Here is a 26,097-nt window from a genome sequence, read left to right as displayed (position 1 = left end):
CCCGCTCGGCTGGCACTTCGTGCTCGCGGCGCCTCCGGTTTCACCGTCGCGCCTTTTGGTGGGGCGAGGCGGCCAGCACTGGCTTTGAGAGATTCGAGTGGATCTGGCGCTGATCTTGTGATCCTTCTAGCCGTTCTAGTGATCATCGGGTGAGGAGGACGCGTTTGCGGAGTAGGCCGAAGCTGGCGCGGCCGAACATCTGCCGTTTGATCGTTTTGATGCGGTTGACGTTGCCTTCGACGACGCCGGAGCTGTGGGGTTCGGTGAGGCCGGCGAGGACGGCGTCGCGGTCGCGGCGCAGGCCGTGGGTGAAGCGGTGCAGGTCGGCCTGGTCGGCGTCGGCCTCGACGGCGGTGATCCAGGCGTCGAGGCCGACGCCGTGGCGTTCGCAGAGCATCTCGGCGAACGCGGCGACGTGGGCCGTGAGGGCGGCCAGTTGAGGGCCGCGCTCGAGGATGGCTGCCAGGGCGGCGGTGTCGTCGGTATCGAGGCGGTCGGGGTGGGTCAGGATCCAGCGGGCGACGGTGCGGACCTTCGGTGCCGCTGGTGCGGGAACGGGGGCGCGGCCGGCGGCGCGTAGCGGGCGTAGATAGGCCAGGACGACGGCCAGGCTGCCGGTGTAGCCGGCCTCGCGGATCTCGCGGAACAGCTGGCTGCCGTTGGTGACGCCAGCGTTGAACCGTTCGTGCGGGTAGGGCTTGTGGACGTCCAGCGCGCTGCGCCGGCCGTCACGGGCCCGGGCGAACACGTCCGCAATCGCCAGTAGACCGCGGCCGGATCGCGATGGAACTCCTCGCCGTACAGCCGGATGGCGCCCCTGGCGTGCGCCGGGTACCGCGACGCCCACTCCGGGGCGAGCCTGCCTTCCGACAGGCCGATCATGGCCAAACCTGGCTCCTCACCTCGTCTGCCGCGAACAGGTCCCCTGTGTTACCAGCTCCCCGGCAGACTGTCACTCCCCTCTGCGGCGAAAACGGGCAGGTAGCCACGGGTCGGCCAGACGACCGGCGACAGGCATCCTCACTGGTCTCCCCGCATGGCCCGGGCGACCGCCTGCTCGAGGAGAAGGCGCATGAGGGGCGTATGCACCCCTTGACCCGGGCGCACCGCTGTCGTGCGGCGTCCGTGGTGTGGTGGATGAAGCTGGCGAACAGCAGGCTGTCCGGCTGGCGCCTGACGAGCAGTTCGGCGTGCAGGCCGACGGGGGCGTCCGCGCCGAGAAGCGCGGCGCCGGGGTGCCGCGGCGCAGCTGCCAGCCGAGCACGTGCGGATCGGACGGGATCGGGCCGAGTCCGACGCCGATCGAGGGCCATCCTTCGAGGAGCGCCTTTCGGGGCTCGAGGTCGCAGTGCCACAAGGTCTATGGCTGCGGCTCTGAGCTGTGTGACTGGCTGGAAGAACACCGGATTGGTTATGTGCGCGCCGTCAGATGCGACACCGAGGTGACCACGGCCGTCGGCCGCCGCCGCGTCGATGCGCTGGCCGGGCCGCGGCCGCCGAGGCGGCCGCCCTCCCAGGTTCAGCCCGGATGACTACCGAGCCCGGCACGCCGCCAAATGCGGAATCAACCGGCTCAAACGCCACCGCGTTGTCGCCACCAGAAACGACAAACTCGCCGTCCGATACGACGCCAACCTCCACATCGCTGTCATCAACGACTGGCCCTGACCTCACTTGGAGACTGGCCCTAGTCGGCCCGCGGCGCCGGCACCGTCGCCGTCGCCGGGGTGAAGCGGATCGGGAGACGGACGACGCCGCGGACCTGGCTGCCATGGGAAACGACCGGCTGGTCAGGGTCCAGCCGGTAGTCGGGAATCCTGCGGAGGAGCTCCTCGAGCGCGACCCGCAGTTCGACCCGGGCAAGGTGCGAACCCAGGCACCGGTGGACACCGGCTCCGAAGGAGATGTGCCGGTTGGGCGACCGGTCGATGCGTACCTCGTCCGGCTCGCTGAACTCGCGCTCGTCGCGGTTGGCGGCGGCGAGCAGGACCAGTACCTGGTCGCCGGCCGCCAGTTCCACGCCGCCGAGCGAGGTGTCCCGCGTGACCCGCCGGCCCATGGCGACCGCCGCCTCGATCCGGAGCAGTTCCTCGACGGCTTCCTTGATCAGACCCGGGTCGTCGAGGAGGCGCCGGCGCTGCTCGGGGCGGGCGGCGAGGTGGATGAGGCTCCAGGCCAGTGAGCCCTGGACCGTGTGCAGCCCGGCGATGAGCAGGAGGAAGAACATGTTGCACAGCTCGGCGTCGGTGAGCAGCCTGGGCCCGTCCCGGAACGGGACGGGCGTGTCGATGATCGCCGCGGTGACGTCCGCGGCCGGGCCCGTGGCGCCCCGGCGATCCGCGAGAACGCCCGCGAAGTAGCCGAAGAGCTGCTGTTGCGCGCGCAGCCGGGCGGCGTTCGACTCCTCCTCGGTCCCGCCGGGCTCGCCCAGCAGGATGGCGTCGGTGGCCGCGGTGAACATCGGCGCGTCGTGGAGTGGCCAGCCCATGAGCGCCAGGAACACGCGGGTCGGCAGCTCGTGGGCGAACTGGGAGACGAACTCGGCGCCGCCGCTGGCGGCGAAGCCGTCGATCAGTTCGCCCGTGATGCCGCGGATCTGTGCTTCGAGGGCGCGCATCCGGGTCGGCGCGAACAGCGGCTGGAGCGCGTGGCGGAACGCGGCGTGGTCCGGCGGGTCGATCTCGAGCGGGATCATCGGGACGCCCGCGTCCCGGAGCGCCAGGTTGTTCGGCCAGCTGGAGAACGTCTCGTGGTCGCGCAGGACCGCGTGGGCCTCGGCGTAGCCGGTGACGATCCAGTGCCCGCCGTACGCGCTGGACCAGGTCACGGGTCCGCGCGCGGCGAGCTCGGCCATCTTCTCCTGCATGATGTCGACCGGGGAGGCCAGCGCGGGGTCGTAGATGTCGAAGTCGACCCGGAGGCTGTCCGGGATCGCGGCACGAGTGGTCGTCATGTCAGCGTCGCTCCTGTCCTTGCCGCTACGACGAGGTGAATGCGGGGGAGACTCGGGTACCCCGTCAGGCCGGCGGCTCGGGCAGGTCCTCCGGGAACTGCATGGCGACTCGGGACAGCGTGCCGCCGTCGGTCGCGGGCAGGACGACACCGGACATGTAGGCGGACTCGTCGGAGACCAGGAACAGCGCGGCGTGGGCGTTGTCGAGCAGGGACGGCGGCCGGTTGAGCTTCAGTGGGATCGGCGAGATCTTCGGGTCCCACGGACCCGCGACCTCCTCGTAGGACTGACCGACGACGGGGGAGCCCTGCTCCATGAGGAAGTTCGGTGACATGCCGTGGGTCGGGGCGATCGCGTTCACCCGGATACCGAACTTGCCGAGGTCGAGTGAAAGCCCGCGCACGAGGCCGTTGACGCCGGACTTGGTCGCCATGTACGGGGAAATGCTGTGGTAGGCGGCCAGGGACGCCGCCGAGGACGTCATCAGGATGACTCCGCCTCCGGCGGCCCGCATGGGCGGCACCGCGTGCTTGGCGCACAGGAACGGCCCGACCAGGTTGACGGCCATGACCTTGTGGAAGTCCGCCAGCGGGAAGTCCTGAAACGCGAGCTGCTCGCCGCCGAGCACCGAGGGGACGCCGCCACGGGACACGATGCCGGCGTTCGCCCACATGATGTCGAGCTTGCCGAACTCGCTCAGCGCGGTCTCCACTGTCCGCGCGACGTCGTCCTCCTGGGTGGTGTCCGCCTGGACCGCCACGGCGACTCCGCCGTCGTCCGTCACTAACTTGACGGTCTCCTCGGCGCGGTCTCCGAGGATGTCCATGACGACGACCCTGGCGCCCTCGGCGGCGAACAGCCGAGATGCCTGCCGGCCCAGGCCCGATCCCGCCCCGGTGATGACAGCGACTTTGTCCCGCAGCCTAGGCATGCCGGAGTCCTTCCATAGAGAGGAAACGCGGGGGTGTCCAACCCGCGGTGCGATGTGGTGGGTGCGCTGATGCGACCGATGTGACCGGCGTCGACAACCTAAAGGATTTAGCCGGTGCGGTCAACAGGTGTCGAGTCGCCCGTCGACGCATTGACTCGGTCTGCTGGGTGGGCGTGCGCTGGTCGGTCTGGTCCGGACGTCGATTGCTTGAGCGCGGGGGACGACCGAGCCGTGGTGATGGATACGGCAAGGATCTCGCTCGTTGCGTTTCGATGACAGTCAATCCCGAGTGAGTACTCTAAGCACTCACGTTGCTACTCTCGGACTCGCTGTGGCGGTCGTCGGGCCTCGCGGAGCCGCCTCGCGATCGTAGTGGCGCCGCGTCCCGATCTCGGTGGCGCGACCGCCCTGGATGGTATTGACAGCCTCTGGGCGTGCTGTAGGCTCCGCAACCTAAATGCTTTAGTCTGCGCCGGGCCGCGCTGTTGGGCCAACGCATCCGCGCACCGGTGGCCGTGGCCGCCGCCGTGCCATTCACCGCCATTCGGCCGTCCGCCACGCCCGCACTCGGGGAGAACACAGATGAGCGAACCTCGCACCGGACATGACCGTCCACGACGACCGCGCACCGGATTACGATCGGTCCTTGCCATTGGCGCCGTGGCTGGAGCCGTGCTCGCGACGGCGGCGTGCGGGGACGCGGACTCCAGCACGGGAGCCCAGCCCGCCGGGGGGTCGGCGGCGTCGGCGCCAGCCGCCGTGGCCAGCGCCCAGGCGGTCGTCGACCAGTTGCTGAAGCCGCCCACCTCCCTCGGCGTGACGGAAAGCCTCAAGCAGGCGCCCGCCGGCGGGACGTTCGTCTACCTGGCCTGCGAGCTGGCGCTGTGCCAGATCCTCAACAAGAACATGAACGCGGCGGCGGACGCCGCCGGCCTGGAGTACAAGTCCATACCGATCAAGTCGGCCGATCCGGCCACGCTGATCGCCGGAATGCAACAGGCCCTCGCGCTGCGGCCGGCTCCGATCGGTGTCTCGTTCGCGGGCCTTCCCGAGGCGGTCTGGAGCGGCCAGGTGCCGGCCTTCGAGGCCGCGGGTGTGCCGCTCATTCCCGTCGGAGTGGGCGAGACCAGCGACAGCCCCGTGATTCCGGCGGGCAGTCTCAACGGCCCGGCCGACATCACCGCCCAGGCGAAGGCCATCGCGAGCTTCCTCGTCACGGACTCCGGCGGCCAGGGCAAGGCGCTGGTCCTCAACGTGCCGGACATCGGGGCGTTCAAACAGTTCACCGGGGACTTCTCCACCCAGGTGACGTCCGCCTGCCCGGGCTGCGCCGTCAAGCAGGTGGACGTCACCCTGGCGCAGACGGCGACGAACGGCGTCGTGCCCGCGGTCGTCGCGGCGCTGCAACGCGACCCGTCGATCGACTACGTCGTGACGGTCGAGGGTGAGTGGACCAGGGGGGTCGTGCCCGCGGCGAAGGCCGCGGGGCGGTCGGACATTAAGGTCATCGGCATCAACCCGACAATCGTCGACCTGCAGGCGATTCTCGCCGGCACCGAGACCGCGTTCGTCAACATCCCTCTGAAGATCACGTCCTGGAAAGCCGTCGACGTCGCGCTCCGGTATGCGCAGGGGATGCCGATCGCCGACGGCGGCGGGCCGACGCCCTACCAGCTGCTGACCAAGGAGACGATCAGGACACCGGAGGACTCGGTCGACGTGCCGAGCGACTACGCGGCCCAGTTCAGGAAGCTGTGGGGCCTCGCTTGAGCGCCGGTGCCACCGACTCGGCCGCCCGGGGGATCCCGGGCGGCCGAGCCCCGGCGCTCGAGGTGTCCGGGCTGCGGATGGCCTTCGGGCCGACCGTCGCGCTCGACGACGTGGCGTTGACGGTCGAGCGCGGCCAGGTCCATGCGTTGCTCGGCGAGAACGGCTCGGGGAAGTCGACACTGATCAAGATCCTGGCCGGCTATCACCGGCCGGACCCCGGCGGACGCGTTCTCGTCGCCGGTCGCGCGCTGTCCTTCGGTAATCCCGTGAACGCCGCGTCGCTCGGGTGCCGGTTCGTGCACCAGGACCTCGGGCTCGTCGACACCCTGTCGGTCGCCGAGAACCTCTTCCTGACGTCCGGTTTCCCCGCGCGGTGGGGGACCATCCGGTGGGCGCGGCTGCTGCGCGCGGCCCGCGACGACCTGGCCCGCGTCGGCCTGGACCTGGATCCTCGTCAGCCCGTCGCTGGCCTGAGCCCGGCGGTCAGGACCGGCCTGGCGGTCGCCCGCGCGCTGCGTCCCGGCGCAGGGAACGTGGCGCTGCTCGTCCTGGACGAGCCGACCGCGACCCTGCCCGACGACGAGGTGCGCCAGCTGCTGGCGACCGTGCGGGCGGCGGCGGCCACCGGCGCCGGGGTCCTGTACGTCACGCACCATCTCGACGAGGTGTTCGACATCGCCGACGTCGCCACCGTCCTGCGCGACGGGCGCGTCGTCGCGTCGAGCGCGGTGCCGGACCTCACGCGGACACGCCTGGTCAACCAGTTGCTGGGCAGCGAGCTCGACGAGGCCCATGCCTCCTCCCAGGCGCTGCCGCCGCCGCGCGCGAACGCGGTGCTGCGCGTCCACGACCTCGCCGCCGGGCAGCTTCGGTCCCTGTCGCTGCAGGTCAGGGCCGGAGAGCTGGTGGGGATCGCCGGCCTCACCGGGTCGGGCCGGGAAAGCGCCCTGGCCGCGGTCTTCGGCGCGGTGCACCCGGAGGGCGGCGACGTGCTCGTCGACAGCACGCCGCTGCGCCCCGGGCATCCCCGGCGCGCCATCGACGCCGGGGTCGCCTATCTGCCGGCGGACCGGAAGGCACACGGCGGAATCATGAGTCTGCCGGCCGCCGCGAACCTCACCCTTCCCGACCTCCGGGCGCTGTGGCGGCCGCCGATGCTGCGGCTGGGCGCGGAGCGGGTCGAGGCACGCTCCTGGTTCTCCCGGCTGGATGTACGGCCGGCGGGCGCGGTCCACCTCCCGCTGGCCGCCCTGAGCGGGGGCAACCAGCAGAAGGTGCTGCTGGCCAAGTGGCTGCGCTGCCGGCCCCGCGTGCTCCTCCTCGACGAGCCGACGCAGGGCGTCGACATCGGCGCCAAGGCGCAGATTCACCAGCGGATCGTGGCGGCGGCCGACGACGGCGCCGCGGTGGTCGTGAGCTCGGCCGATGTCGACGAACTGGTGGCGTTGTGCCACCGGGTCGTCGTCCTGCGGGGCGGGCACGCGGTGGCGGACCTGTCCGGCCCCGCGCTGTCGGTACCCGCTGTCAACAGGGCGGCGCTCGCCGCGGAAAGGTAGGACGACCGTGATGAGTTCGCGCCGCCGCCCCAGCCTTGGCCTGGACCGATTCAGCGGGCTCTACCTGTGGGCGCTGTTCGTCGCGGTGTTCGCGATCTGGGTCCCACATCTGTTCCTGACCGCGGGAACGGTGCATTCGGTGGCCGCGCAGCAGGCCATCGCCGCGATCGTCGCCATCGCCGTTCTCGTGCCGCTCGCCGGCGGCACCTACGACCTGTCGGTAGGGGCGACCGTCAACTTCGCGACCATCATGGTGACCGTCCTGCAGAGCAACCACAGCTGGTCCATGTGGCCGGCCATCATCGCCACTGTCCTGCTCTGCGCGCTGATCGGCGCCGTGAATGGCCTCATCGTCGTGGTCGGCCGGGTCAACTCGTTCATCGCGACGCTGGGCAGCGCGTCGGTCATCGCCGCCTTCCAGGCCATCACGGCCGGGCAGGCCCAGCCGCTCCCACCGACCTCGACGGCCTGGAGCGCCCTCACACAGCGAGAGGTTCTCGGCTTCCAGATCATCGTCTTCTACATGCTGGCCATCGCGGTGGTGGTCTGGTGGGGCCTCGCCCGGACCCCCGCGGGCCGCTACCTCTACGCCGTCGGCGGCAACGCGGAGGCCGCCCGGCTGTCCGGCGTCCGCACCGGCCGCTGGACCTGGCTCGCGCTCACGACCTCGGCCACCCTGTGCGGCGTCGCGGGCGTCTTCTACGCCTCGCTGTCCGGCCCGTCGCTGACGTTCGGCGGCGCGCTGTTGCTCCCGGCCTTCGCCGCGGTCTTTCTCGGCTCGACGCAGCTGACGCCCGGGCACGTGAACGTGTGGGGGACTCTCATCGCGCTCTACGCGCTGGCGACCGGGATCAAGGGCCTTCAGCTCGTGACCGGCGTCCAGTGGCTGCCCGACATGTTCAACGGCCTCGCGCTGCTGAGCGCCGTCTCGTTCGCGGTCTGGCGCCAGCAGGGCCGCGGCCGGAGACGGCCGCGCCCGGCCCGCGACACCACCGACGAGGAGGCCAGCGGCCGGGAGCAGCCCGGTGCCGCCAGGCCGCAGGAACTGTCCCTGAACCAGTAGCCGTCGAGCCGCCCGGGCACGTCTGGCGGAGATCGCGGCTGCCTAACCACCGGCTTTCCCTGCCGCCGGACGGGAACGCGGAGGCCGGCGGAGCCATGGGCTCCGCCGGCCTTTCTGATGCGCTGCCCAGCACGCGGGCTCAGCGGACCCGGGCGTACCGCTGCTCGACGTCGGCGTACTCGGCGCGGATGGCGGGCTTCGCGAGCTTCCCGCTCGGAAGCCGCGGCAGCGGCGCGTCCCGGACGACGACATACCGCGGAACCTTGTAGGCGGCCATCTGGGATTCGCAGGCCGCCACGATGGCGGCCTCGTCCAACTCGGCGCTCACCCGCACGATCGCCGCCGGGGTCTCGCCGAACCGCTCGTCCCTGGCGGCGATGACGGCGACCTCCTCGACGCCCGGGATCTGGCTGATGACCGACTCGATCTCGACGGGTGAGATGTTGATGCCGCCGGAGATGATGAGGTCCTTGATCCGGTCCGCGAACCGGATCCGCCCGGTCTCGTCGCGGGTGCCCACATCGCCGCTGTGCAGCCAGCCATCCCGCAGCGCGGCCGCGGTCGTCGCCGGATCGTTCCAGTAGCCGGGGGTGACTCCCGGTCCGCGCACCACGATCTCGCCCGGCTCGCCGGGCGGGCAGTCGGTGCCGTCGGGGCGCACCACCCGCAGCTCCGTGAAGACGGAGCCGACCCCGCAGGAGTCCGGATGCGTCTGCGCCTCCTCGGGAAGGTTCGCGGTGGCGACGCCACCCGCCTCGGTCATGCCGTAGATCTGGCGGAGGCGGACGCCCTTGCCCTCCCAGACCCGCAGCAGCGGCACGGCCACAGCGGCGCCGCCGACAATCGCCGAGGCCAGCGCCGACAGGTCGGCGTCGGCGAACTCCGGTGCCCGCGCCATGGACTCGTAGATGAGCGGGACGCCGAAGATGGCCTGGATCCGGTGCCGCTCCAGCAAGCTGACGGCTCGGGACGGGTCGAAGGCGCGTTCCACCACGAGGGTGCCGCCCAGGACTCCGGTCATCACCAGCCCGTACACCAGGCCAGGGGTGAAACAGAGCGGCAGCATCAGCAGGGTCCGCACCCCGGTGCCGAGCCCCTCCTCGCGCAGCGACGCCTCGAAGACGATGTCGAGCAGCGTGCGGTTCGTGCAGATCACACCCTTGGACCGGCCCGTGGACCCGCTGGTGAACAGCACGGCGACCGGTTCGGTGGGCTCCCGGTCGATCCGGACATGGTCGTCGCCGCCGTCGCGCAGGCCCGTGACCTCGTCCATGGCGATCGTCCAGAACCGGCTGCCCAGCTCGGCGGCGTCCTTCAGCGCGATCTCGACGCAGCCGTCGGCGAGGACCCCGACGGTGGCGGAGTCGTCCAGGATCCGGTGGACCTCGGCGCCGACGAGCCTGGGGTTGACGGGAACCAGCACCGCGCCGGCGCGCAGCACGCCGAGAGCGGCGGCGGCCCACTCGGCGCTGTTGTCCCCGGCGACGGCGACCCGGTCGCCCGTGCCGACGCCGGCGGCGACGAGGCGGCCGGCGACCCGGCTTGACCACGTGGCCAATAACCGATAACTGACGGTATCGTCGCCGAAAACCAGCGCGGTTCGCTCGGGCACGGTCCGCGCCCACCAGTCAAAGGCCGACGTGATCGACGTTGCCATGGGTCTCCTCTGTTGTCGGCGCGCACTGATTGTGTCCGGAAGGTGCGAGTACCTGGTCGACGCGATGTCAGCGATGATGAGGATTGTGCGGCGTCAGTCGCCGCGGTGCCGGTGGGAGACCGGCCCGGGCCTCCAGGTGACCAGAGCTGCTACCTATATGTTTTAGGGTAGCGGGCGGCCGCGTGCCGTCAACACCTGGAAGCGCTGGTGTATGGATCGGCCGGATCTGTTGACGGTCTAACTTGAGCAGTTCTAACCTACAATCTGTAGGTAGTCGGCGTTCGGCCGGACGAGACCGTGGGGCTTCCAGCTCGTGGGCACGCGGCAGCCGTGGCGAGGTCAGGTCGGGCCCGCCGGAGACGGGCCCTCCTGAGGTCCAGATCGGCATTCGATAAGGAAGGCCCCCTTTGACGATCGACACCACCGACCCAGCCGCCCGCGTCCCCGCCAGGGGAGCCGGCGAGGAGGGCGCGCTGCTCGAGCTGCGCGGGCACGTCGCCGTCGTGACCCTCAACCGCCCCAGCGCCCTCAACGCCGTCAACTCCGCGCTCTCCACGGCCGCCGGCGCCGCGCTGGAGCGGGCGCGCAGCGAGCCGGACGTACGCGTCGTCGTGATCACCGGAGCTGGCAGGGCGTTCTGCGCCGGCGCCGATCTGAAGGAGATCGCCCGTGGCCATCGGGTGGACGCGCCGGAGCACCCGGACTGGGGTTTCGCCGGGATCGCGCAGCACTGGGTAGCCAAACCCACCATCGCGGCCGTCAACGGGTTCGCCCTCGGCGGCGGGACCGAGATCGTCCTGGCCTGTGATCTGGCAGTTATCGACGAGACCGCCTCGCTCGGGCTCCCGGAGGTCCGCCGTGGCCTGTTCGCCGCCGCCGGCGGAGTGATCCGGCTACAGCGGCAGATCCCGCTCAAGGCGGCGCTGGAGATCGCGCTCACCGGGGAACCCGTTCCGGCGGCGCGCGCCCTGGACCTCGGCCTCGTGAACCGGGTCGCCCCGGCGGGCACGGCGCTGGCGGTGGCGCTGGGGCTGGCCGAGAAGATCGCGGCGAACGCGCCGCTGGCGGTCCAGACCAGCAAGCGGATCGTGCATCGTACGTACGCGGCCGGCTCCGACTGGGACGGCGACGTCTGGAAGATCAACGCGGACGGTGTGCGGGAGGTGTTCGCCAGCCGCGACGCCCGCGAGGGCGCCCGCGCCTTCGCCGAGAAGCGGCAGCCGCGGTGGGAGGGCCGATGACGGGTGCGGACCTCGCGGCCATCGCCGGGCTGGGGATGACCAGGCTCGGCAAGGTCTACGGCCGGTCGTCGACAAGCCTGGCCGCCGAGGCGGTCCGGCTCGCGTTGGCCGACGCCGGCCTGTCCCTGGGCGACCTCGACGGACTGCTGATCAGCGGCGGTATCCGCCAGGACGTGGGGGTGAGCCTCGCGGGGGTGCTGAGCACCGGGCCGCTTGGTCTGCTCGCGCAGGTCAACGCGTTTGGCGCGAGCGCGGGCGCGATGGTGGCGCAGGCGGCGCAGGCCATCGCCGCGGGCGTGGCCAGCACCGTCGCCTGCGTGTTCGCCGACACTCCGCTGCGCCCGCAACGCCCCGCCGGAGCGGCGTGGGGCGCCCCGAAGGCCGGGGCGGGCGGCGCCGTCGGGCTCGCCGGCTGGCAGCTCGCCTCCGGCGCCACCAACCCGAACATCCTCTACGCTCTCGCCGCGCGGCGGCACATGGAACGCTACGGCACCCGTTCTGAGCAACTCGCGGAGGTGGCCGTCGCCCAGCGCGCCTGGGCGGCGGGCAACCCGCTGGCGACGATGCGCGAGCCACTTACCGTCGAGCAGCACCAGGCGTCCCGTCCGATCGCCGAGCCGCTGCGGCTCCTGGACTGCTGCCTGGTCACCAACGGAGCGGTCGCCGTCGTGGTGACCGCCGCGGACCGCGCCGCGGACCTTCGCCAGCCTCCCGTGCACCTGTGGGGCTATGGGCAGGCCCACCAGCCGCGCCGCATGCTGTCCGGCTCCGACTGGGGCCTGGTGACGCCGGCGGCCCGCTGCGGCCCCCAGGCGATGCGGATGGCCGGCATCGGCGTCGACGACGTCGACGTCTGCGAGCTCTACGACTGCTACACCTACACCGTCGTCGTCACCCTGGAGGACTACGGCTTCTGCGCCAAGGGCGAGGGCGGGGCGTTCGTGGCCGGCGGCCGGCTCGCCCCCGGCGGGAAGCTCGCCTGCAACACGGGCGGCGGGCAGCTGTCCGGCTACTACATGTGGGGCATGACGCCGCTGTCCGAGGCGGTGGTGCAGGCCCGTGGCCAGGGCGGAACGCGGCAGGCGCCGCGCAACGACGTGATCCTGGTCAGCGGCAACGGCGGGATCCTCGAGCACCACGCGACCCTGGTGCTCAGCCCGCACCGGCGGCGCGGGAACGCGGCATGAGCGCGCGGGACCGGGCGGTGGGCCCGGTGTTTCCCCTGGTCGCGCGGGACGAGGCGAGCGCGGCGTTCTTCGACGCGGCCGCGCGCGGTCAGCTGCTGGTCCGCCGGTGCCGGATCGGCGGCGACGTGCTCGCGCCGGAGACACGCACGTGCCCGCGATGCGGTTCGGCCGATCTCGACGAGGTCGTCGTGTCGGGCCGCGGCACCCTCGTCAGCTGGGCCGTCGTCCACCAGGCTCCCCTGCCGTCACTGGTGCCCGCGGTGCCCTACATCAGCGCGCTCGTCGAGCTCGCCGAGGGCCCCTGGCTGCTGGCGCGACTCGTCGGGTCCGACCCGGCCGGGCCGCGGGCCGGCGCCGAGGTCGAGGTCCGCTTCGTCCCGTCGGGCGAGCCGTCCGCGCCGCCGGCGGGCGAGGTGCTGCCGGTGTTCGCGCTCGTGTCCGCGCCCGGCACCGGCGCGGACGCCGCGACGCGTGCCGATGGCCCCATGAGCGAAGGAGAAGGACGGGCAACCTCATGACGCTTCCACTCACCGGTGTGCGGGTGGTCGAGCTCACCGACGGCATGGCCGACGGGTGCGGCCGGTATCTCGCGGATCTGGGCGCCGAGGTCGTCAAGGTCGAGCCACCCGGCGGCTCGGCCTCCCGCCCATGTGGCCACGGGCCGGCCGGAGAGGTCGGCCTGCCGTTCCTGCTGCGCAACGCGAACAAGCTGGGCGTCGTCCTCGACCTCGAGGCCGCCGCCGACCGCGACCGGCTGCGTCGCCTGGTCCGCGGCGCGGACATCGTCGTCGAGTCGGCACCCCCCGGCCGGCTCGACGCGCTCGGCATCGGGCCACGCGACCTGCTCGCCGACGACCCGGGCCTCGTCGTGGTGTCCGTGACCGGCTTCGGCCAGACCGGCCCCTACCGGGACTGGTCGGCGACGGAGCCGGTGCTGGCCGCGCTCGGCGGTGTCCTGTCGCGGTCCGGCCTTCCCGGCGAGGCGCCCCTGCTGCCACCGGACGGGCTGGTGGAGACGACCGTGGCGGTACTCGCCGCGTGGTCCGCGCTGGTCGCCTACGTCAACCGGCTGCGCACCGGCACCGGCGAACTGGTCGACATGTCCGCGCTGGAGGCCGTCGTCCACGGCTTCGACCCGGCGTTTGGCACGCAGGGCACGGCCGCGGCGGGCCGGGAGGAGGACTTCCCCCGCGACCGGCCGGACGCGGCCGCCTTCTACCCAGTGTTCGCCGCACGCGACGGCCACGTCCGGATCTGCCTGCTCGCGAAGCGGCAGTGGCGGGCGATGTTCGCCTGGCTCGGAGAGCCGGCGCAGTTCGCCGACCCGCGCTACGACACGATTCCCGCCCGGTTCCGGGCGGCGGACCGGCTGCATCCACTGATCGCCGCGCTGTTTCGTGACCGTCCCCGCGACGAGCTGGTCGCGGAAGGCACTCGGCGCGGCGTGCCGATCGCGGCGGTGCTGACGCCGGCCGAGGTGCTGGCCACCGAGCACTTCGCCGTCACCGGCGCGCTGGTCGACGCCGAGATCGCGCCTGGCCTGCGCGCCAGGATCCCGTCGGGCCACGTCAGCGTCGACGGCGAACGCGCCGGGTTCCGCCGGCGCGCCCCGCTGCCCGGCGAGCACAGCCACCTTCTGCTCGACGGGCCGACCGAGACGGCACCGCTCGGCGCGACCACCAGCACGGCACCCCCGGCGCGGCCGGCTCCGTCCGAACCCCGGACCGGCCCGGGCCGGCCACTGGAAGGCATCCGGGTACTGGATCTCGGAGTGATCGTGTTCGGCGCCGAGCTCGGCCGCCTGTTCGCCGACCAGGGCGCCGACGTGATCAAGATCGAGAACGCCGCGTTCCCGGACGGGCTGCGCCAGTCGCGCCGCGGCGTGGCGATGAGCGCCTCGTTCGCGTGGGGCCACCGCAACAAGCGCGGCCTCGGGCTCGACCTGCGCGACCCGCGGGGTGCCGAGCTCTTCCGCGCGCTGGTGGCGCGGTCCGACATCGTGCTCGCGAACTTCAAGCCGGGAACGATGGAGTCCCTGGGCTTCTCCGCCGCGGCGCTCACCGCGATCAACCCGGCGGTCATCGTCTCGGACAGCGGCGCCTTCGGCGGTCAGGGGCCATGGCGCACCCGGATGGGATACGGGCCGCTGGTGCGCGCCTCCTGCGGCGTCTCCGAGCTGTGGCGCGTGCCCGGCACCGTCGACGGTTTCTGCGACGGCTCGACGGTGTACCCCGATCACGTCGCAGGGTACGCCTCGGCCGTGGCGGTGCTCGCCGCGCTGATCGGCCGGCTGCGCGCGCGGCGCGCCGGCGCCGCCGGACGCGGCGCGGTGGTCACCGGCGCGCAGGCCGACGTCGCGCTGGTCGCGCTCGGCGCACGGCTCGCGGCCGAGTCGCTCGGCGGCGGCGAGCGGCCGGCACCCGTCGGCGTCGTCACGGATGAGGCACCGTCCGGCGTGTATCCCTGCGCCGGGCACGACGAATGGTGCGTCGTGTCCGTCCGCGACGACGACGACTGGGCCCGGCTCTGCCAGGTGGTCGGTCGTCCGGATCTCGTGGATGATCCCGCGTTCCGTACCGCCACCGCGCGTGCCGCGCGGCGGGCCGAGGCGGACGGCGTCGTGGCCGCCTGGACGCGGGGGCGTGCGCCGCGGGAGGTGATGACGAGGCTGCAGGAAGCGGGGGTCCCGGCGGGCGTGATGCTGCGCCTGCCGGAGGAGCTCACCGACCCCCAGCTCGTCGAGCGGGCGACCTTCGCGCAGCTGCGGCACGATGCGCTGCCCACGCCGATGCCGGCGAACGCGCGGGTCGCCCGGTTCTCGACAGTCCCCGACCCGGAGCTTCGCCCGGCTCCCGCCCAGGGGGAGCACACCCGGCAGATCTGCGCCTCGCTTCTCGGCCTGACCGACGACCGGATCGAGGAGTTCGTACATGCCGGAGTCCTGCAGCCGCCGCCCGGCGATCCCGCCCTGCGCACAGCGGTTCCCGGCGGCACAGCGGTTCCCGGTACTACTAGGGGCGGGAGCGCCGCGCTGTCGGCCGGTGCCTGACGGGTCAGCCGCGCCGCGCCTGCTGGCCCGCCAGCACGCCCGCCAGAAAGGCGCGGATCGACTCGACGAACAGCTGCTCGGCGTCGAGCGTGTTGCGCTCGAGGGCGGCGGTCAGCGTCGGCTGGGCCTGCGGGGAGGCGTTCGGAAACGGGCCGTGGGCGTCGGGCGCGGCGGCGGCCTCGAGCAACGCGGATCCGAGCCCGATGCGGTCCATTCCGTCGAGGACGAGTATGCGGCTGGACGGCGCCAGTTCGTCGGCCTGCTCGAGGACTTCGGCAGCGGTCTCGTAGAGCGGCGTGAGGACGTCGCGGGGCAGAAACTGCAGGAGGATCGGGGCGGCATTGCGATGCCGCAGGATCGTCCGCCGGAAGTTGACGGCCAGCGTCACGAAGTACTCGGTCCAGTGGGTGGAGGGCGCGAGCCGCGGTACGTCGGTCTCCAGGACGATGGTCCGGGCGATCTCGGTCAGAATGTCCGCCCGGTCGCGGAAGTGGTGGTAGAGCGACGCGGTCCGGATGCCAAGCTCCTCGCCGAGCCGCGGCATGGTGAACGCCGCGTAGCCGTCGCGCTCCACCATGGCCAGCGCGGTGCGGACGATCGCCTGCCGGGTCAGCGAGGGTGTGGGCTGGCGGGACATGCCCAGATTATGGCAGCGACCCGTCGCGACTCGCGGACCGCGGCATCAGTGACCGGCGCGCGCGCTGTGACGGGCGTCATAGCGCGGGACATTGTCGAGGAACCCTTCTGGCGCGGGTTCGCGCGGGCGTGGCATCTCAACCTAAAAGTGTTAGGCTGTGAGTGTGGGCCCGGGTGGTGAGCATTGCGGGCCTTCAGGACCAGGGAGGCGGGCATGATCCAGCTGACGGCGCCGCGTGAAACCCGGATCAGGCGCGCGTTGGAACACCTGCGCAACGGGTCGACGGACGAGTATGACGTCGTGACGCCGTTCGACGCCGCCGAGTACACGGACCCAAACGTCGCCGCGCGTGAGCGGGACCTGGTGTTCGGACGGGTTCCCTCGATCGTCGCGCACAGCTCGGAGCTTGCCCGCCCGGGTGACTTCATCACCCTGCAGATGCCGCGCAACAAAGTCATCGTGGCCAGGCAGGCCGACGGCGGGCTGAAGGCTTTCGTGAACCTGTGCCGGCACCGCGGCGCGTTGCTCGAGGAGCGGGAGAACGGCAACTGCCGGGTATTCTCCTGCGCGTACCACCGGTGGGCGTACGGCACCGACGGCTCGCTGCGGTCGATCACCCGGGACGCGACGTTCGGTGAGGTCGACCGGTCACGCCACGGCCTGGTCGAACTGCCCTGCGAGGAACGCCATGGCTTCGTCTGGCTGGTGGACGACGCGACCCAGCAGATCGACGTCGCGGCCTGGCTCGGCTCGCCCATGGACGAGATCCTCGCCGGATACGGTCTGGCGGACCTCGTCAGCTACCGCGCCGGGGGATTCGACGAGCCCGTCAACTGGAAGATCATGCAGGACGCCTTCCTGGACGGCTACCACATCCAGTACGCCCACGCGAACACGGCGGCGAGGCACATCCACACCAACGTCATGGCGCTGGAGGACTTCGGCCGGCACTGCCGGTTCGTCGCGCCGCGCAAGACCATCGACCCCTGGGTCGACGAGGACCCGGGCGAGAACAGCCTCGCCCCGCACGTCACCGAGACCCACTTCCTGTTGCCCAACAGCACGCTGCTGCGCCAGCCCGACCATTTCGAACTGCTGACGTTCCGTCCGCACCCGAAGGACCCGGGCCGGTGCCGCATGGAGATGCGGGTCCTGGTGCCGACCGTCGAGGCCAGCGGCCTGACCGAGGACGCGTGGACGCGGCTCTGGGAGAAGAACTGGCAGATCCTGCTCGCCGTGCTGCACGCAGAGGACTTCCCACTGCTACGCAGCTCCCAGGCCGGCCTGGAGAGCGCGGACGCGGGCGGCATGCTGCTCGGGCGCAACGAACTGGCCAACCAGATCTTCCGCCGGGAGCTCGGTCGGCTCGTCTCCTGACCTCGCCCGCACTGTTTCCCCCCGGCGCGCTCCGAACATGGACCGCGGCGGCGACGGCCGCCTTCGCCTCGGGGTGCCCGACGCGGCCTCGGAACAGCGCCCGAGATGCCGGCGGGATTGTCGCGCCATGCCCGAGAGGAAGCCATCTCCCGGATGGGATCGGGTGTTTAGGAAGATTTGCGACTCCGGCCAGCTGGCCGCGGGACGAGGAGGTCTGGCAATGCCCACGCAGCGGCCCGAATTCCAGGAACTCTACCGGCGGCACGTCCAGCTGGTCGTCGAAGGAGACCGCACGGCGGTCCTCGCCGACATGGTGAACATTCCGCTGATCTTTGAAGGGGTCACAGTGCCCCGCGGCGAGATCGACGCATTCGACATTGTCGACATGCGGCCCGAGGGTGACACCTGGGTGGGCGAGACGGTCTACGACACCCCGCGGGGGCGGATCGGGCTTCGCTCCACCTGGGAACTGCGCGACGGCTCCTGGAAGGCCGCCTCGCTGGAAAACTTTCCGGTGACGTCCTGACGCCGGCCGCGCACGACCGCCGGGCGGCGAAAACACGTCACGCGGACGGTGCCTGCCCGCCGGATGTGGCCACCGGTAGCCGACCGTTTCAACGCCGGAGTGATGAGTGTGCACACAGCAACGACAACCGACCTCGACGAGGTCCGGCGGTGCGCGCAGCGACATGCGCTTTCGTTAAGCGCCGGCGACCGCCAGGCGGTGGTGGCCGACTTTCTTCCGGACCGATGGCAGCAGATCCTCGCCTCGCTCGATCTCCCCATACCTGTCACGGACGTGGTGGTCACCGCGGTGCGCCCTGGCGCGGGCTTCTCGGTCGAGACACTGCTGCGCTGGACGGGTCCAGACGGCGGCGCCCGGGACGTGCGGCTGCGGTGGGTCCCGTATGAGGGCTCCTGGCGTGTCCAGCAGGCGCGCAACCTGCCCGCGCGCCTGCCCGACCCGGTGTTCCCCGAAGGCGGCTACCCGCCCGTCGAGGCCGGGCACTGGGTGGCGATGAACCAGGGAGAACTGCGCGTCCAGCGGTGCTCCGCCTGCCGGACGTGGATCTGGGGCCCCCGCCACCTCTGCCCGCGCTGCCGCAGCTTCGAGCTCGGCTACGCACCTGTCGCCGCGGAAGGGCTCATCTTCGCGTGGACGCGGACCGTTCAGCCGTTCGAGCCGTCCATGGCTGGCCGGGTGCCGTTCGTTGTCGCCCTCGTCGAGCTACCCCAGGCCGGCGGCGTCCGGGTCGCCGCCCTTCTCGAACCGACGCCCGACGCGGTGACCCCCGCGATCGGAGACCCGGTCGACGGGCACTTCGTGCCCTTCGGCGCCGGCGACCGGAAGATCCTTCGCTGGCGGCTTTCCGGCCGGCCCGGCGACGCGGATGGACAGACCGGGGGAGACCACGATGGCCAGTGACCGCGAGCGCCGGTTCCGCGGCGCGGCGGCCGTCGTCGGAGTCGGTGAGACGGAGCTCTACCGCCGCGGCACCAGCCCCTACTCGGCGATGCAGCTGGCCGCGATGGCGGTGCTGCGTGCCTGCGAGGACGCCGACGTCTCGTCGACCGCGGTCGACGGCTTCGCCTCGTACGCGCACGACTCGAACGAGGGGCTGCGCGTCGGCGCCAACCTCGGCGTCGACGAGATCCGCTGGTCGACGCTGGTCTTCGGCGGTGGCGGCGGTGGAGTCGCGGCCGCCGTCAACGCCGCGGCGGCGGCGGTGGCGACCGGCCAGGCCGACTGCGTCGCGGTGTACCGCGCCATCACCCAGGCCGACGACGGGCGGGGCTCCTACGTCACGCACCATCTGGGCCCGCTGTACACCGCGCACGGCCTGTTCACCGCGGCGCAGATCTGCGCGCTGCGCACCCAGCGGATGCTGGAGCTCGACGGCGTCCCCGCCGAGGCGATGGAGGCGGTCGCGCTGGCCGGCTACCACCACGCGCAGCGCAACCCCAGGGCGGTGTCCTACGGCCAGCCGCTGACGCGGCGGACGTACGGCGACGCCCGCTGGGTCTCCTCCCCGCTGCGACTGTTCGACTGCTCGCGGGAGAACGACGGCGCCGCCGCGGTTCTCGTCGTCCCCGCCGAGCACGTGGACCGGTACCGCGGCCGTCCCGCGTACATCCTGGGCGGCGTACAGGGCTCGGGACCGGACTGGTCGGAGTCGCTGGAGAACGAGGCCGCCTACACCAGCGCCGGTTTCCACCGCGCGATGGTCGACCGGCTCTGGGACGCCTGCGGGGTGGGCCCGGACGACGTCGACGTGGTGCAGCTCTACGAGAACTTCACCGGCCCCGCGGTCGCCTCGATGATCGACTTCGGGCTGTGCGAACCCGGCCCGGCCGCTGTGAGAACCATGAATGTTGACAACCTCGTCGTCGACGGCGGCCGGCTTCCCCTCAACACCTCCGGAGGCAACCTCGCGGAGGGATTCGTCCACGGCATCAACCTCGTGGTCGAGGCCGTCCGCCAGATCCGGGGCGGCTCGCCGAACCCGGTCGCCGAAGCCGACGTCTCGCTGCTCATCGGCGGGCCGGCGGCCCCGCTCGTCAGCGCGACGGTCTTCGCCAGCGCACCCGCCACCTGATCCGCGCGCCCCGACGACGAAGGGAATCCGAATGACGCGTAGCGGTGACGTGTTCGTCGACGGCGAATGGTCGGCGGGGGCCGGGGCGCCACGGGTCGTCCGTGACGCCGCCACGGACGAGGCCCTCGACACGGTCCGGCTCGGCGAGCGCGCCGACGTCGACCGCGCCGTCGACGCCGCGCGGGCCGCGCTGCCCGCCTGGTCGGCGACGAGCCCTCAGGAGCGGGCCGAGCGGCTGGCCGCGATGGCGCGCCACCTCAAGGAGAACGCGCGGAAAACCTCCGAGCTGGTCTCCCGGGAGAACGGCATGCCGATCTCGCTTTCCGCGACCGCCAACGGATACGCGCCCATGGCGATCTTCCGGTACTACGCCGGCCTGATCAGCGATGTCCTGTGGGAGGAGTTCCGCCCCGCCATGTTCGGCGGCAGGTCGGCGGTGGAGCGCAAGCCTGTCGGCGTCGTCGCGGCGGTCGTCCCGTGGAACTACCCGCAGTCGCTGGCGGCGATGAAGGTGGCGCCCGCGCTCGCGGCCGGCTGCACCGTCGTGCTCAAGACGGCGCCCGAGACGCCGCTGGACGCCCGGGTGTTCGCCGAGGCAGCGCTGGCGGCGGGGCTGGCGCCGGGAGCGCTGAACATCGTCCCGGCCGACCGCGAGGTCAGCGCCTACCTCGTGGCTCATCCCGGGGTCGACAAGGTCGCCTTCACCGGGTCGACCGCGGCCGGCCGGGCCATCGCGCGCGCCTGCGGCGAACTGCTGCGCCCGGTCACGCTCGAGCTCGGCGGCAAGTCGGCGGCGATCCTCACCGACGAGGTCGATCTGGACGTGTTCACCGCGAAGCTGCTCGACGTGTGCCTGCCGAACTCCGGACAGACCTGCCATGCCAGCACCCGGATTCTCGCGCCCAGAGCGCGCTACGCCGAGGTGGTCGCGCGCGTGAGCGACGTCGTGGCCAGCTACGTCATCGGCAGCCCGCTCGACAGGAAGACCCAGATCGGACCCCTGGCCAGCCCGGCGCAGCGAGACCGGGTGCTGGCCCACATCGCGGCAGGCAGGCGGACGGCCGCCCGGCTCGTTGTCGGCGGGGAGGCGCTCCCCGGGCCAGGGAACTTCGTCCGGCCGGCCGTCTTCGCGGACGTCGCCCCGGACACCGCGATCGCCCGCGAGGAGGTCTTCGGCCCGGTCCTGTGCGTCCTGCCCTACGACGGCCTCGACGACGCGGTGGCCCTCGCGAACGACTCGGATTTCGGTCTTGCCGCGACCGTGTGGGGCGGCGACGAGGACGACGCGCTGGCGCTGGCGCGGCGCCTGGAGACCGGGACGGTGGGCGTCAACGACTACGTCATCGACTTCGCCTCGCCGTTCGGCGGTGTGAAGGCGAGTGGGCTCGGACGCGAGCTCGGCCCCGAGGGCCTGGACGCCTATCTGCTCAAGCAGGCCGTCTACGGGCTCGCGTAGCGGCGCTGACCGGCGGATGGCCCGCGGCGGACGCGCGCCGCGTCGGCGGAACGTAGCACGGTTCGGCGGAAGGAGCGGTGATGGAAACCGATCTGTACGAGGCCGATCACGAGGCCTACCGGGAGACGGCCAGAGAGTTCATCCGGCGTGAGGTCGTGCCGAAGGTCGACGGATGGGACCGGCAGCGCGCTGTCGACCGGGAAACCTGGACAAAGGCGGGGGCCGCCGGCCTGACAGGCCTCGCGGTGCCCGAGCGGTTCGGCGGCGCGGGTGTCAGCGACTACCGGTACCGTTTCGTCGTCTCGGAGGAGATCGCGAACGTCGGGGCGGCGGCCCTGCAGTCGTCGTTCGGCGTCAACGACGACATCGTGCTGGGCTACCTGCTGGAACAGGCGACGGAGGAGCAGAAGGCGCGCTGGCTGCCGGGATTCGCCTCAGGCGAGACCATCAGCGCCATCGCGATGAGCGAACCGGAAGCTGGCAGCGACCTGAGGGGGGTCGTCACCCAGGCAGTCCGTAGGGGCGACGGCTGGCTGCTGAACGGGTCGAAGACGTTCATCAGCAACGGTGTCCTCGCGGATCTGGTGATCGTGTTCGCCAAGACCGACCAGACCGAGGGCGCCGGAGGATACAGCCTGTTCGTGGTCGAGCGGGGCATGCCCGGTTTCGAGCGGGGGCGCAAGCTGGACAAGGTGGGCCTGCCGGCGCAGGACACCGCCGAACTGTTCTTCCGCGACGTCGAAGTGCCCGCCGACAACCTGCTGGGCGGTGTCGGCGAGGGGCTGCGCTCGCTGATGCGCAACCTGCCGCGGGAGCGGCTGGGAATCGCGGTGGCGGCGCAGTGTTCGGCGGAGGCCTCGTTGCGCTGGACGCTGGACTACGTCCGGCAGCGGCGGGCGTTCGGCCGGACGGTCGCGCAGTTTCAGACGGTGGGTTTCGCGCTGGCCGAACTGCGCACGCAGGTCGAGGTGACGCGGGCCTACCTCGACCGCTGCGTCCGGCAGCTCAACGCCGGGACGTTGTCGGCGGTCGACGCCGCGAAGGCGAAATGGTGGGCCACCGACGTGCAGTGGAAGGTCATCGACACCGGCGTCCAGCTGCATGGCGGCTACGGCTACATGACCGAGTATCCGATCGCCCGGGCGTTCATGGATGCCCGTGTCCAGCGTATCTACGGCGGCACGAACGAGATCATGAAGGAGATCATCAGCCGGGACCTGCTGCGCTGAGGCCGGCCCGCCGTGGTCGCGCGGCGAGGCGCCTGCTGTCCCACGGCCCGGCGGGCTTCGTCGACCTGCCCCCTGGCGAGGAGACATCACCGGCCTGGCACCCCAGCGCCCGGACGCCTGAACCTCGGTCGCCGGGTCGATGGCTGGTGGGGCTGACCGCGTCGACGGTTTCGCCGTCAGCTGGCCGCGACAGCGCGGTGGCGTTCTGACCGTGCCGCAACCTACGAAAGGGAGATCGCCAGATGAGGATCGAGGGGGCGGTCGCGCTCGTGACCGGTGCCGCGTCAGGGTTGGGGCTGGCGACGGCGAGGCGGCTGCATGACGCTGGCGCGAAGGTCGTGCTGGTCGATCTGGCGAGCTCGGCGGGCGAGCGGGTCGCGGGGGAGCTCGGCGACGGCGCCGTGTTCGCGCCGGCGGACGTCACCGACCCCGACGCGGTGGCGGCCGCGCTCGACGCCGCCGAGACGCTCGGGCCGCCGCGGATCGCCGTCAACTGCGCCGGTACCGGCAACGCGGTCCGCGTCCTCGGCCGGGACGGTGTCTTCCCGCTGGACGCCTTCGCGAGGATCGTGACCATCAACCTGGTCGGGACGTTCAACGTGATCCGGCTGGCAGCGGAGCGCATGGCCAGGCTCGACCCGCTGGACGGCGAGCGCGGGGTGATCGTCAATACCGCGTCGGTCGCCGCGTTCGAGGGGCAGATCGGCCAGGCGGCCTACTCGGCGTCGAAGGGCGGCGTGGTCGCCATGACGCTGCCCATCGCGCGCGACCTCGCGGACAAGCTCATCCGGGTCAACACCATCGCGCCGGGTCTGTTCGACACGCCGCTGCTGGCGGGCCTGCCTGAGGAGGCGAAGGCGTCGCTGGGCAAACAGGTGCCCCATCCGGCCAGGCTGGGCGACCCCACCGAGTACGGAGCGCTCGCGGCGCACATCGTTGAGAACCCGATGATCAACGGCGAGACCATCCGGCTCGACGGCGCCATCCGCATGGCACCGCGGTAGCCGAAGCAGAGCGCGCGGACCGCCCCGCGGTCGGCCGGTGAGCTGGGGCCCCGCTCGGACGGCCGCCGCCGCGGGCGGGTGCCCAGCCCCGGCACCTGTCCGCGGCGGCGGCCCACAACGCTCCACCCCGGCGCGGAAACGAGACACACGAGGAGCAGGACATGCGGGACGCTGTGATCGTCGAGGCCGTGCGGACGCCGGTCGGGAAGCGCGACGGCGGGCTGTCGCGGATTCTCCCGACCGACCTGTCAGCGGAGGTACTCAAGGCTGTCGTGGAGCGCGCGGGCGTCGACCCGGACATCGTCGACGACGTCATCTGGGGCTGCGTCGATCAGGTCGGCGACCAGGCGCTCAACATCGGGCGCAACGCCGTGCTGCAGGCCGGCTGGCCGGTGTCCGTACCAGGTACGACGGTAGACCGGCAATGCGGGTCGTCACAACAGTCGGTGCACTTCGCCGCCGCCGGCCTGATCGCAGGCCATTACGACGTCGTTGTCGCCGGCGGAGTGGAGAGCATGTCGCGGGTGCCGATGGCCTCGACTGTCTCGGTTGGCGACAACCCCATGGGTTCGGGCTTCGAGAAGCGCTTCGGCGTGCCGATGGCCAGCCAGGGGCTGGGTGCCGAGTCGATCGCCGACCGGTGGGGGCTGTCGCGCGGGCAGCTCGACGAGTTCTCCCTCGGCTCCCACGCGAAGGCGGCAGCCGCCCAGGACGACGGCCGGTTCGACGGGCAGATAGTTCCGGTGACCAATCCCGACGGCGTGGTCGTCGGCAGGGACGAGGGCATCCGCCGTGGCGGCACCCTCGAGACCCTGGCAGGTCTCAGGCCTGCCTTCAAACCGGACGGCGTGGTTCACGCGGGCAACAGCTCGCAGATCAGCGACGGCGCGGCCGCCATGCTGATGACGACCTCGGAGAAGGCCCGCGAGCTCGGCCTCACCCCGATCGCCCGGGTGCACACCGCGGTCGTCGCCGGCGACGACCCCGTGGTCATGCTGCTCGGGCCGATCCCGGCGACCAGGAAGGCCCTGGACAGGTCCGGCTTGAAGATCGGCGACATCGGCGTGTTCGAGGTCAACGAGGCATTCGCGCCCGTGCCGCTGGCCTGGCTTGCCGAGACCGGCGCCGACGAGACGAGCCTCAATCCGCTGGGCGGCGCCGTCGCGCTGGGTCACCCGCTCGGCGCCAGCGGCGCCCGGCTCATGACAACGCTCGTGCACCACATGCGGGACGCCGGCATCCGCTTCGGCCTGCAGACGATGTGCGAGGGCGGCGGCATGGCCAACGCCACCATCCTCGAGCGCCTCTAGCCCGGCCGGCGGCCCGGGACGTGTCGACCGTCGCCACGAGTCGAGGAACACCGCGCTGACGAACGGCGGCCACCCGAGCACGCGAGAGCTCATCGGCGGCCGCCTCCCGGCCGCGTCGAGAAAGAACCGACCACCGAAAGCCAACGAGGAGCCAGCGCGATGCCCGTCACCGTGATCGAGACCGAGGAGCCGCGGCCTGGCATTGTGCTGGTTCGGCTGAACAGGCCGGACGTGCTCAACGCCATCACGGCCGAGCTGATTCAGGGGCTTCGGGACGTGCTGCGGGGCATCCGGGACGACAGCTGGGTGCGCGCCGTGGTGCTCACCGGTGCCGGACGAGGCTTCTGCGCCGGCCTCGACCTGCACGGCTATGGTGACCTGCCCGGGACGCCGGCGGCCGGCGAGGGAATCCCGCAGTCCGGCCTGCGGGGGCAGCGGCACGTCTCCGAACTCGTTGAGGACTTCCGCGCGGTGCGCGCCCCGATCATCGCCGCTGTCAACGGCCCGGCGGCCGGCGCCGGACTGTCGATCTCGCTGCTGTGCGACCTCCGGCTGGCGGCGGAGTCGGCCTCGTTTCACGCGTCCTTCATCAGGCGCGGGCTCAGCAGCTGCGACGTCGGCATCAGCTGGCTGCTGCCCCGCGCCATCGGGTTCGCCCGGGCCGCGGACCTGCTGTTGACCGGTGGATCGGTGGACGCCCGGGATGCGGAACGGATCGGGTTGGTCAGCGCCGTCGTTCCCGATGAGAAGCTGCTTGACGCGGCGTTGGAGCGCGCCACCGCGATCGCGCAGCTCAGCCCGTTCGGGGTCTGGCAGACCAAGGAACTGCTGTGGGCGAACCAGGAGGTCGCCGGACTGCGGGCAGCGGTCGCGCTGGAGGACCGCACCCAGGTCCTCGCCGGGATGACGGAGGACCACCGGGAGGCGGTCGCCGCCTTCCTGGAGAAGCGACCAGCCGCCTACCGCGACCGATGAGGGCTGGTCACGGTAGGCACTATCCGCATCCGCACGCACCACCCGTCCGTCGGTCAGGACGCTGTGATCATCCATGTGTCCGACCTGTGGGACGGTCCGCCGGCG

General features: G+C 71.9%; 21 protein-coding genes and 2 pseudogenes. 18 read left to right on the top strand and 5 right to left on the bottom strand.

Going from position 1 to position 26,097, the window contains the following annotated elements:
• Window positions 1–142: 142 nt before the first annotated feature.
• A complete protein-coding gene (locus I6A81_RS43480) occupies window positions 143–748 on the bottom strand; it encodes a transposase (protein WP_203007725.1) in 606 nt (201 codons plus the stop codon).
• Window positions 749–1,355: 607 nt separating this feature from the next.
• Between I6A81_RS43480 and I6A81_RS46195 the strand changes: the two are divergent.
• Together I6A81_RS46195 and I6A81_RS46190 are read left to right on the top strand one after the other, a co-directional pair.
• A pseudogene (locus I6A81_RS46195) lies at window positions 1,356–1,502 on the top strand (IS701 family transposase); the annotation flags it as partial.
• A pseudogene (locus I6A81_RS46190) lies at window positions 1,492–1,668 on the top strand (IS5 family transposase); the annotation flags it as partial. The pseudogenes I6A81_RS46195 and I6A81_RS46190, both read left to right, overlap by 11 nt.
• A 19-nt stretch (window positions 1,669–1,687) precedes the next feature.
• Here I6A81_RS46190 and I6A81_RS16290 read toward each other — a convergent pair.
• Entirely contained in the window at window positions 1,688–2,953 is a 1,266-nt protein-coding gene (locus tag I6A81_RS16290; RefSeq protein WP_203007724.1) for a cytochrome P450, read from the bottom strand.
• Between the two features lie 64 nt (window positions 2,954–3,017).
• Window positions 3,018–3,884 (bottom strand): SDR family NAD(P)-dependent oxidoreductase, encoded by an 867-nt coding sequence (locus I6A81_RS16285; protein ID WP_203007723.1) that lies wholly within the window; start codon window positions 3,882–3,884, stop codon window positions 3,018–3,020.
• A 660-nt stretch (window positions 3,885–4,544) separates the two neighbouring features.
• On the opposite strand from I6A81_RS16285, the gene I6A81_RS16280 reads away from it, so the two are divergent.
• From I6A81_RS16280 to I6A81_RS16270, 3 genes are read left to right on the top strand one after another with little or no spacing between them, the layout of a single operon-like run.
• The gene (locus I6A81_RS16280; protein ID WP_307874706.1) at window positions 4,545–5,654 is read left to right on the top strand and encodes a sugar ABC transporter substrate-binding protein; all 1,110 of its coding nucleotides are present in this window, start codon (window positions 4,545–4,547) and stop codon (window positions 5,652–5,654) included.
• Window positions 5,651–7,210, top strand: coding sequence for a sugar ABC transporter ATP-binding protein (locus I6A81_RS16275; RefSeq protein WP_238441512.1), 1,560 nt, complete (start codon window positions 5,651–5,653; stop codon window positions 7,208–7,210). The genes I6A81_RS16280 and I6A81_RS16275 overlap by 4 nt, the downstream gene beginning before the upstream one ends.
• 10 nt (window positions 7,211–7,220) lie before the next feature.
• On the top strand, window positions 7,221–8,273 hold the full coding sequence (locus I6A81_RS16270; protein WP_238429308.1) for an ABC transporter permease: 1,053 nt from the start codon (window positions 7,221–7,223) through the stop codon (window positions 8,271–8,273).
• A gap of 139 nt (window positions 8,274–8,412) precedes the next feature.
• Here I6A81_RS16270 and I6A81_RS16265 read toward each other — a convergent pair whose 3' ends face one another.
• Window positions 8,413–9,930 carry a class I adenylate-forming enzyme family protein gene (locus I6A81_RS16265; RefSeq protein ID WP_203003666.1) on the bottom strand — a complete coding sequence of 506 codons (1,518 nt, stop codon included), beginning with the start codon at window positions 9,928–9,930 and terminating at the stop codon, window positions 8,413–8,415.
• Window positions 9,931–10,337: 407 nt separating this feature from the next.
• On the opposite strand from I6A81_RS16265, the gene I6A81_RS16260 reads away from it, so the two are divergent.
• From I6A81_RS16260 to I6A81_RS16245, 4 genes are read left to right on the top strand one after another with little or no spacing between them, the layout of a single operon-like run.
• Window positions 10,338–11,171: a crotonase/enoyl-CoA hydratase family protein gene (locus I6A81_RS16260; RefSeq protein ID WP_238429307.1), complete on the top strand. Its 834-nt coding sequence runs from the start codon at window positions 10,338–10,340 to the stop codon at window positions 11,169–11,171.
• A complete protein-coding gene (locus I6A81_RS16255) occupies window positions 11,168–12,358 on the top strand; it encodes a thiolase family protein (protein ID WP_203003665.1) in 1,191 nt (396 codons plus the stop codon). Before I6A81_RS16260 ends, I6A81_RS16255 begins: the two co-directional genes overlap by 4 nt.
• The gene (locus tag I6A81_RS16250) at window positions 12,355–12,876 is read left to right on the top strand and encodes a Zn-ribbon domain-containing OB-fold protein (protein WP_203003664.1); all 522 of its coding nucleotides are present in this window, start codon (window positions 12,355–12,357) and stop codon (window positions 12,874–12,876) included. Before I6A81_RS16255 ends, I6A81_RS16250 begins: the two co-directional genes overlap by 4 nt.
• Window positions 12,873–15,407: a CaiB/BaiF CoA transferase family protein gene (locus I6A81_RS16245; RefSeq protein ID WP_203003663.1), complete on the top strand. Its 2,535-nt coding sequence runs from the start codon at window positions 12,873–12,875 to the stop codon at window positions 15,405–15,407. The genes I6A81_RS16250 and I6A81_RS16245 overlap by 4 nt, the downstream gene beginning before the upstream one ends.
• Window positions 15,408–15,411: 4 nt before the next feature.
• Here I6A81_RS16245 and I6A81_RS16240 read toward each other — a convergent pair whose 3' ends face one another.
• Window positions 15,412–16,044 (bottom strand): TetR/AcrR family transcriptional regulator, encoded by a 633-nt coding sequence (locus I6A81_RS16240; protein WP_203003662.1) that lies wholly within the window; start codon window positions 16,042–16,044, stop codon window positions 15,412–15,414.
• A gap of 213 nt (window positions 16,045–16,257) precedes the next feature.
• Here I6A81_RS16240 and I6A81_RS16235 point away from each other — a divergent pair, with 213 nt between their 5' ends.
• From I6A81_RS16235 to I6A81_RS16195, 9 genes are all read left to right on the top strand, one after another.
• On the top strand, window positions 16,258–17,421 hold the full coding sequence (locus I6A81_RS16235; RefSeq protein ID WP_203003661.1) for an aromatic ring-hydroxylating oxygenase subunit alpha: 1,164 nt from the start codon (window positions 16,258–16,260) through the stop codon (window positions 17,419–17,421).
• Between the two features lie 220 nt (window positions 17,422–17,641).
• On the top strand, window positions 17,642–17,947 hold the full coding sequence (locus tag I6A81_RS16230; protein ID WP_203003660.1) for a hypothetical protein: 306 nt from the start codon (window positions 17,642–17,644) through the stop codon (window positions 17,945–17,947).
• 198 nt (window positions 17,948–18,145) lie between these two features.
• Complete coding sequence (locus I6A81_RS45600) at window positions 18,146–18,847, top strand: Zn-ribbon domain-containing OB-fold protein (protein WP_203003659.1); 702 nt, start codon at window positions 18,146–18,148, stop codon at window positions 18,845–18,847.
• The gene (locus tag I6A81_RS16220) at window positions 18,837–20,018 is read left to right on the top strand and encodes a thiolase C-terminal domain-containing protein (protein WP_203003658.1); all 1,182 of its coding nucleotides are present in this window, start codon (window positions 18,837–18,839) and stop codon (window positions 20,016–20,018) included. The genes I6A81_RS45600 and I6A81_RS16220 overlap by 11 nt, the downstream gene beginning before the upstream one ends.
• A gap of 31 nt (window positions 20,019–20,049) precedes the next feature.
• Window positions 20,050–21,474, top strand: coding sequence for an aldehyde dehydrogenase family protein (locus tag I6A81_RS16215; protein WP_203003657.1), 1,425 nt, complete (start codon window positions 20,050–20,052; stop codon window positions 21,472–21,474).
• Window positions 21,475–21,554: 80 nt separating this feature from the next.
• On the top strand, window positions 21,555–22,703 hold the full coding sequence (locus I6A81_RS16210; RefSeq protein WP_203003656.1) for an acyl-CoA dehydrogenase family protein: 1,149 nt from the start codon (window positions 21,555–21,557) through the stop codon (window positions 22,701–22,703).
• A 242-nt stretch (window positions 22,704–22,945) separates the two neighbouring features.
• The gene (locus I6A81_RS16205) at window positions 22,946–23,707 is read left to right on the top strand and encodes a 3-hydroxyacyl-CoA dehydrogenase (protein WP_203003655.1); all 762 of its coding nucleotides are present in this window, start codon (window positions 22,946–22,948) and stop codon (window positions 23,705–23,707) included.
• Between the two features lie 161 nt (window positions 23,708–23,868).
• Window positions 23,869–25,017, top strand: a complete 1,149-nt coding sequence (locus tag I6A81_RS16200; protein ID WP_203003654.1) for a thiolase family protein — start codon at window positions 23,869–23,871, stop codon at window positions 25,015–25,017.
• Window positions 25,018–25,176: 159 nt separating this feature from the next.
• The gene (locus I6A81_RS16195) at window positions 25,177–25,992 is read left to right on the top strand and encodes an enoyl-CoA hydratase/isomerase family protein (protein WP_203003653.1); all 816 of its coding nucleotides are present in this window, start codon (window positions 25,177–25,179) and stop codon (window positions 25,990–25,992) included.
• Window positions 25,993–26,097 lie beyond the last annotated feature (105 nt).

The sequence above is a fragment of the Frankia nepalensis genome, from assembly GCF_016786325.1.
GTDB classification, from domain to species: Bacteria; Actinomycetota; Actinomycetes; order Frankiales; family Frankiaceae; genus Pseudofrankia; species Pseudofrankia nepalensis.
The sequence above is the reverse complement of the archived record's forward strand: the minus strand, read 5'-3'. Positions and strand labels throughout refer to the sequence as shown.

What these genes read in the sequence shown, in the direction of transcription:
- I6A81_RS16285 (WP_203007723.1), bottom strand. Translation starts at nt 3,884, where the DNA reads ATGCCTAGGCTGCGGGACAAAGTCGCTGTCATCACCGGGGCGGGATCG.
- I6A81_RS16290 (WP_203007724.1), bottom strand. Translation starts at nt 2,953, where the DNA reads ATGACGACCACTCGTGCCGCGATCCCGGACAGCCTCCGGGTCGACTTC.
- I6A81_RS16245 (WP_203003663.1), top strand. Translation starts at nt 12,873, where the DNA reads ATGACGCTTCCACTCACCGGTGTGCGGGTGGTCGAGCTCACCGACGGC.
- I6A81_RS16230 (WP_203003660.1), top strand. Translation starts at nt 17,642, where the DNA reads ATGCCCACGCAGCGGCCCGAATTCCAGGAACTCTACCGGCGGCACGTC.
- I6A81_RS16210 (WP_203003656.1), top strand. Translation starts at nt 21,555, where the DNA reads ATGGAAACCGATCTGTACGAGGCCGATCACGAGGCCTACCGGGAGACG.
- I6A81_RS16255 (WP_203003665.1), top strand. Translation starts at nt 11,168, where the DNA reads ATGACGGGTGCGGACCTCGCGGCCATCGCCGGGCTGGGGATGACCAGG.
- I6A81_RS16265 (WP_203003666.1), bottom strand. Translation starts at nt 9,930, where the DNA reads ATGGCAACGTCGATCACGTCGGCCTTTGACTGGTGGGCGCGGACCGTG.
- I6A81_RS16235 (WP_203003661.1), top strand. Translation starts at nt 16,258, where the DNA reads ATGATCCAGCTGACGGCGCCGCGTGAAACCCGGATCAGGCGCGCGTTG.
- I6A81_RS16205 (WP_203003655.1), top strand. Translation starts at nt 22,946, where the DNA reads ATGAGGATCGAGGGGGCGGTCGCGCTCGTGACCGGTGCCGCGTCAGGG.
- I6A81_RS16195 (WP_203003653.1), top strand. Translation starts at nt 25,177, where the DNA reads ATGCCCGTCACCGTGATCGAGACCGAGGAGCCGCGGCCTGGCATTGTG.
- I6A81_RS16250 (WP_203003664.1), top strand. Translation starts at nt 12,355, where the DNA reads ATGAGCGCGCGGGACCGGGCGGTGGGCCCGGTGTTTCCCCTGGTCGCG.
- I6A81_RS16240 (WP_203003662.1), bottom strand. Translation starts at nt 16,044, where the DNA reads ATGTCCCGCCAGCCCACACCCTCGCTGACCCGGCAGGCGATCGTCCGC.
- I6A81_RS16200 (WP_203003654.1), top strand. Translation starts at nt 23,869, where the DNA reads ATGCGGGACGCTGTGATCGTCGAGGCCGTGCGGACGCCGGTCGGGAAG.
- I6A81_RS16215 (WP_203003657.1), top strand. Translation starts at nt 20,050, where the DNA reads ATGACGCGTAGCGGTGACGTGTTCGTCGACGGCGAATGGTCGGCGGGG.
- I6A81_RS16220 (WP_203003658.1), top strand. Translation starts at nt 18,837, where the DNA reads ATGGCCAGTGACCGCGAGCGCCGGTTCCGCGGCGCGGCGGCCGTCGTC.
- I6A81_RS16270 (WP_238429308.1), top strand. Translation starts at nt 7,221, where the DNA reads ATGAGTTCGCGCCGCCGCCCCAGCCTTGGCCTGGACCGATTCAGCGGG.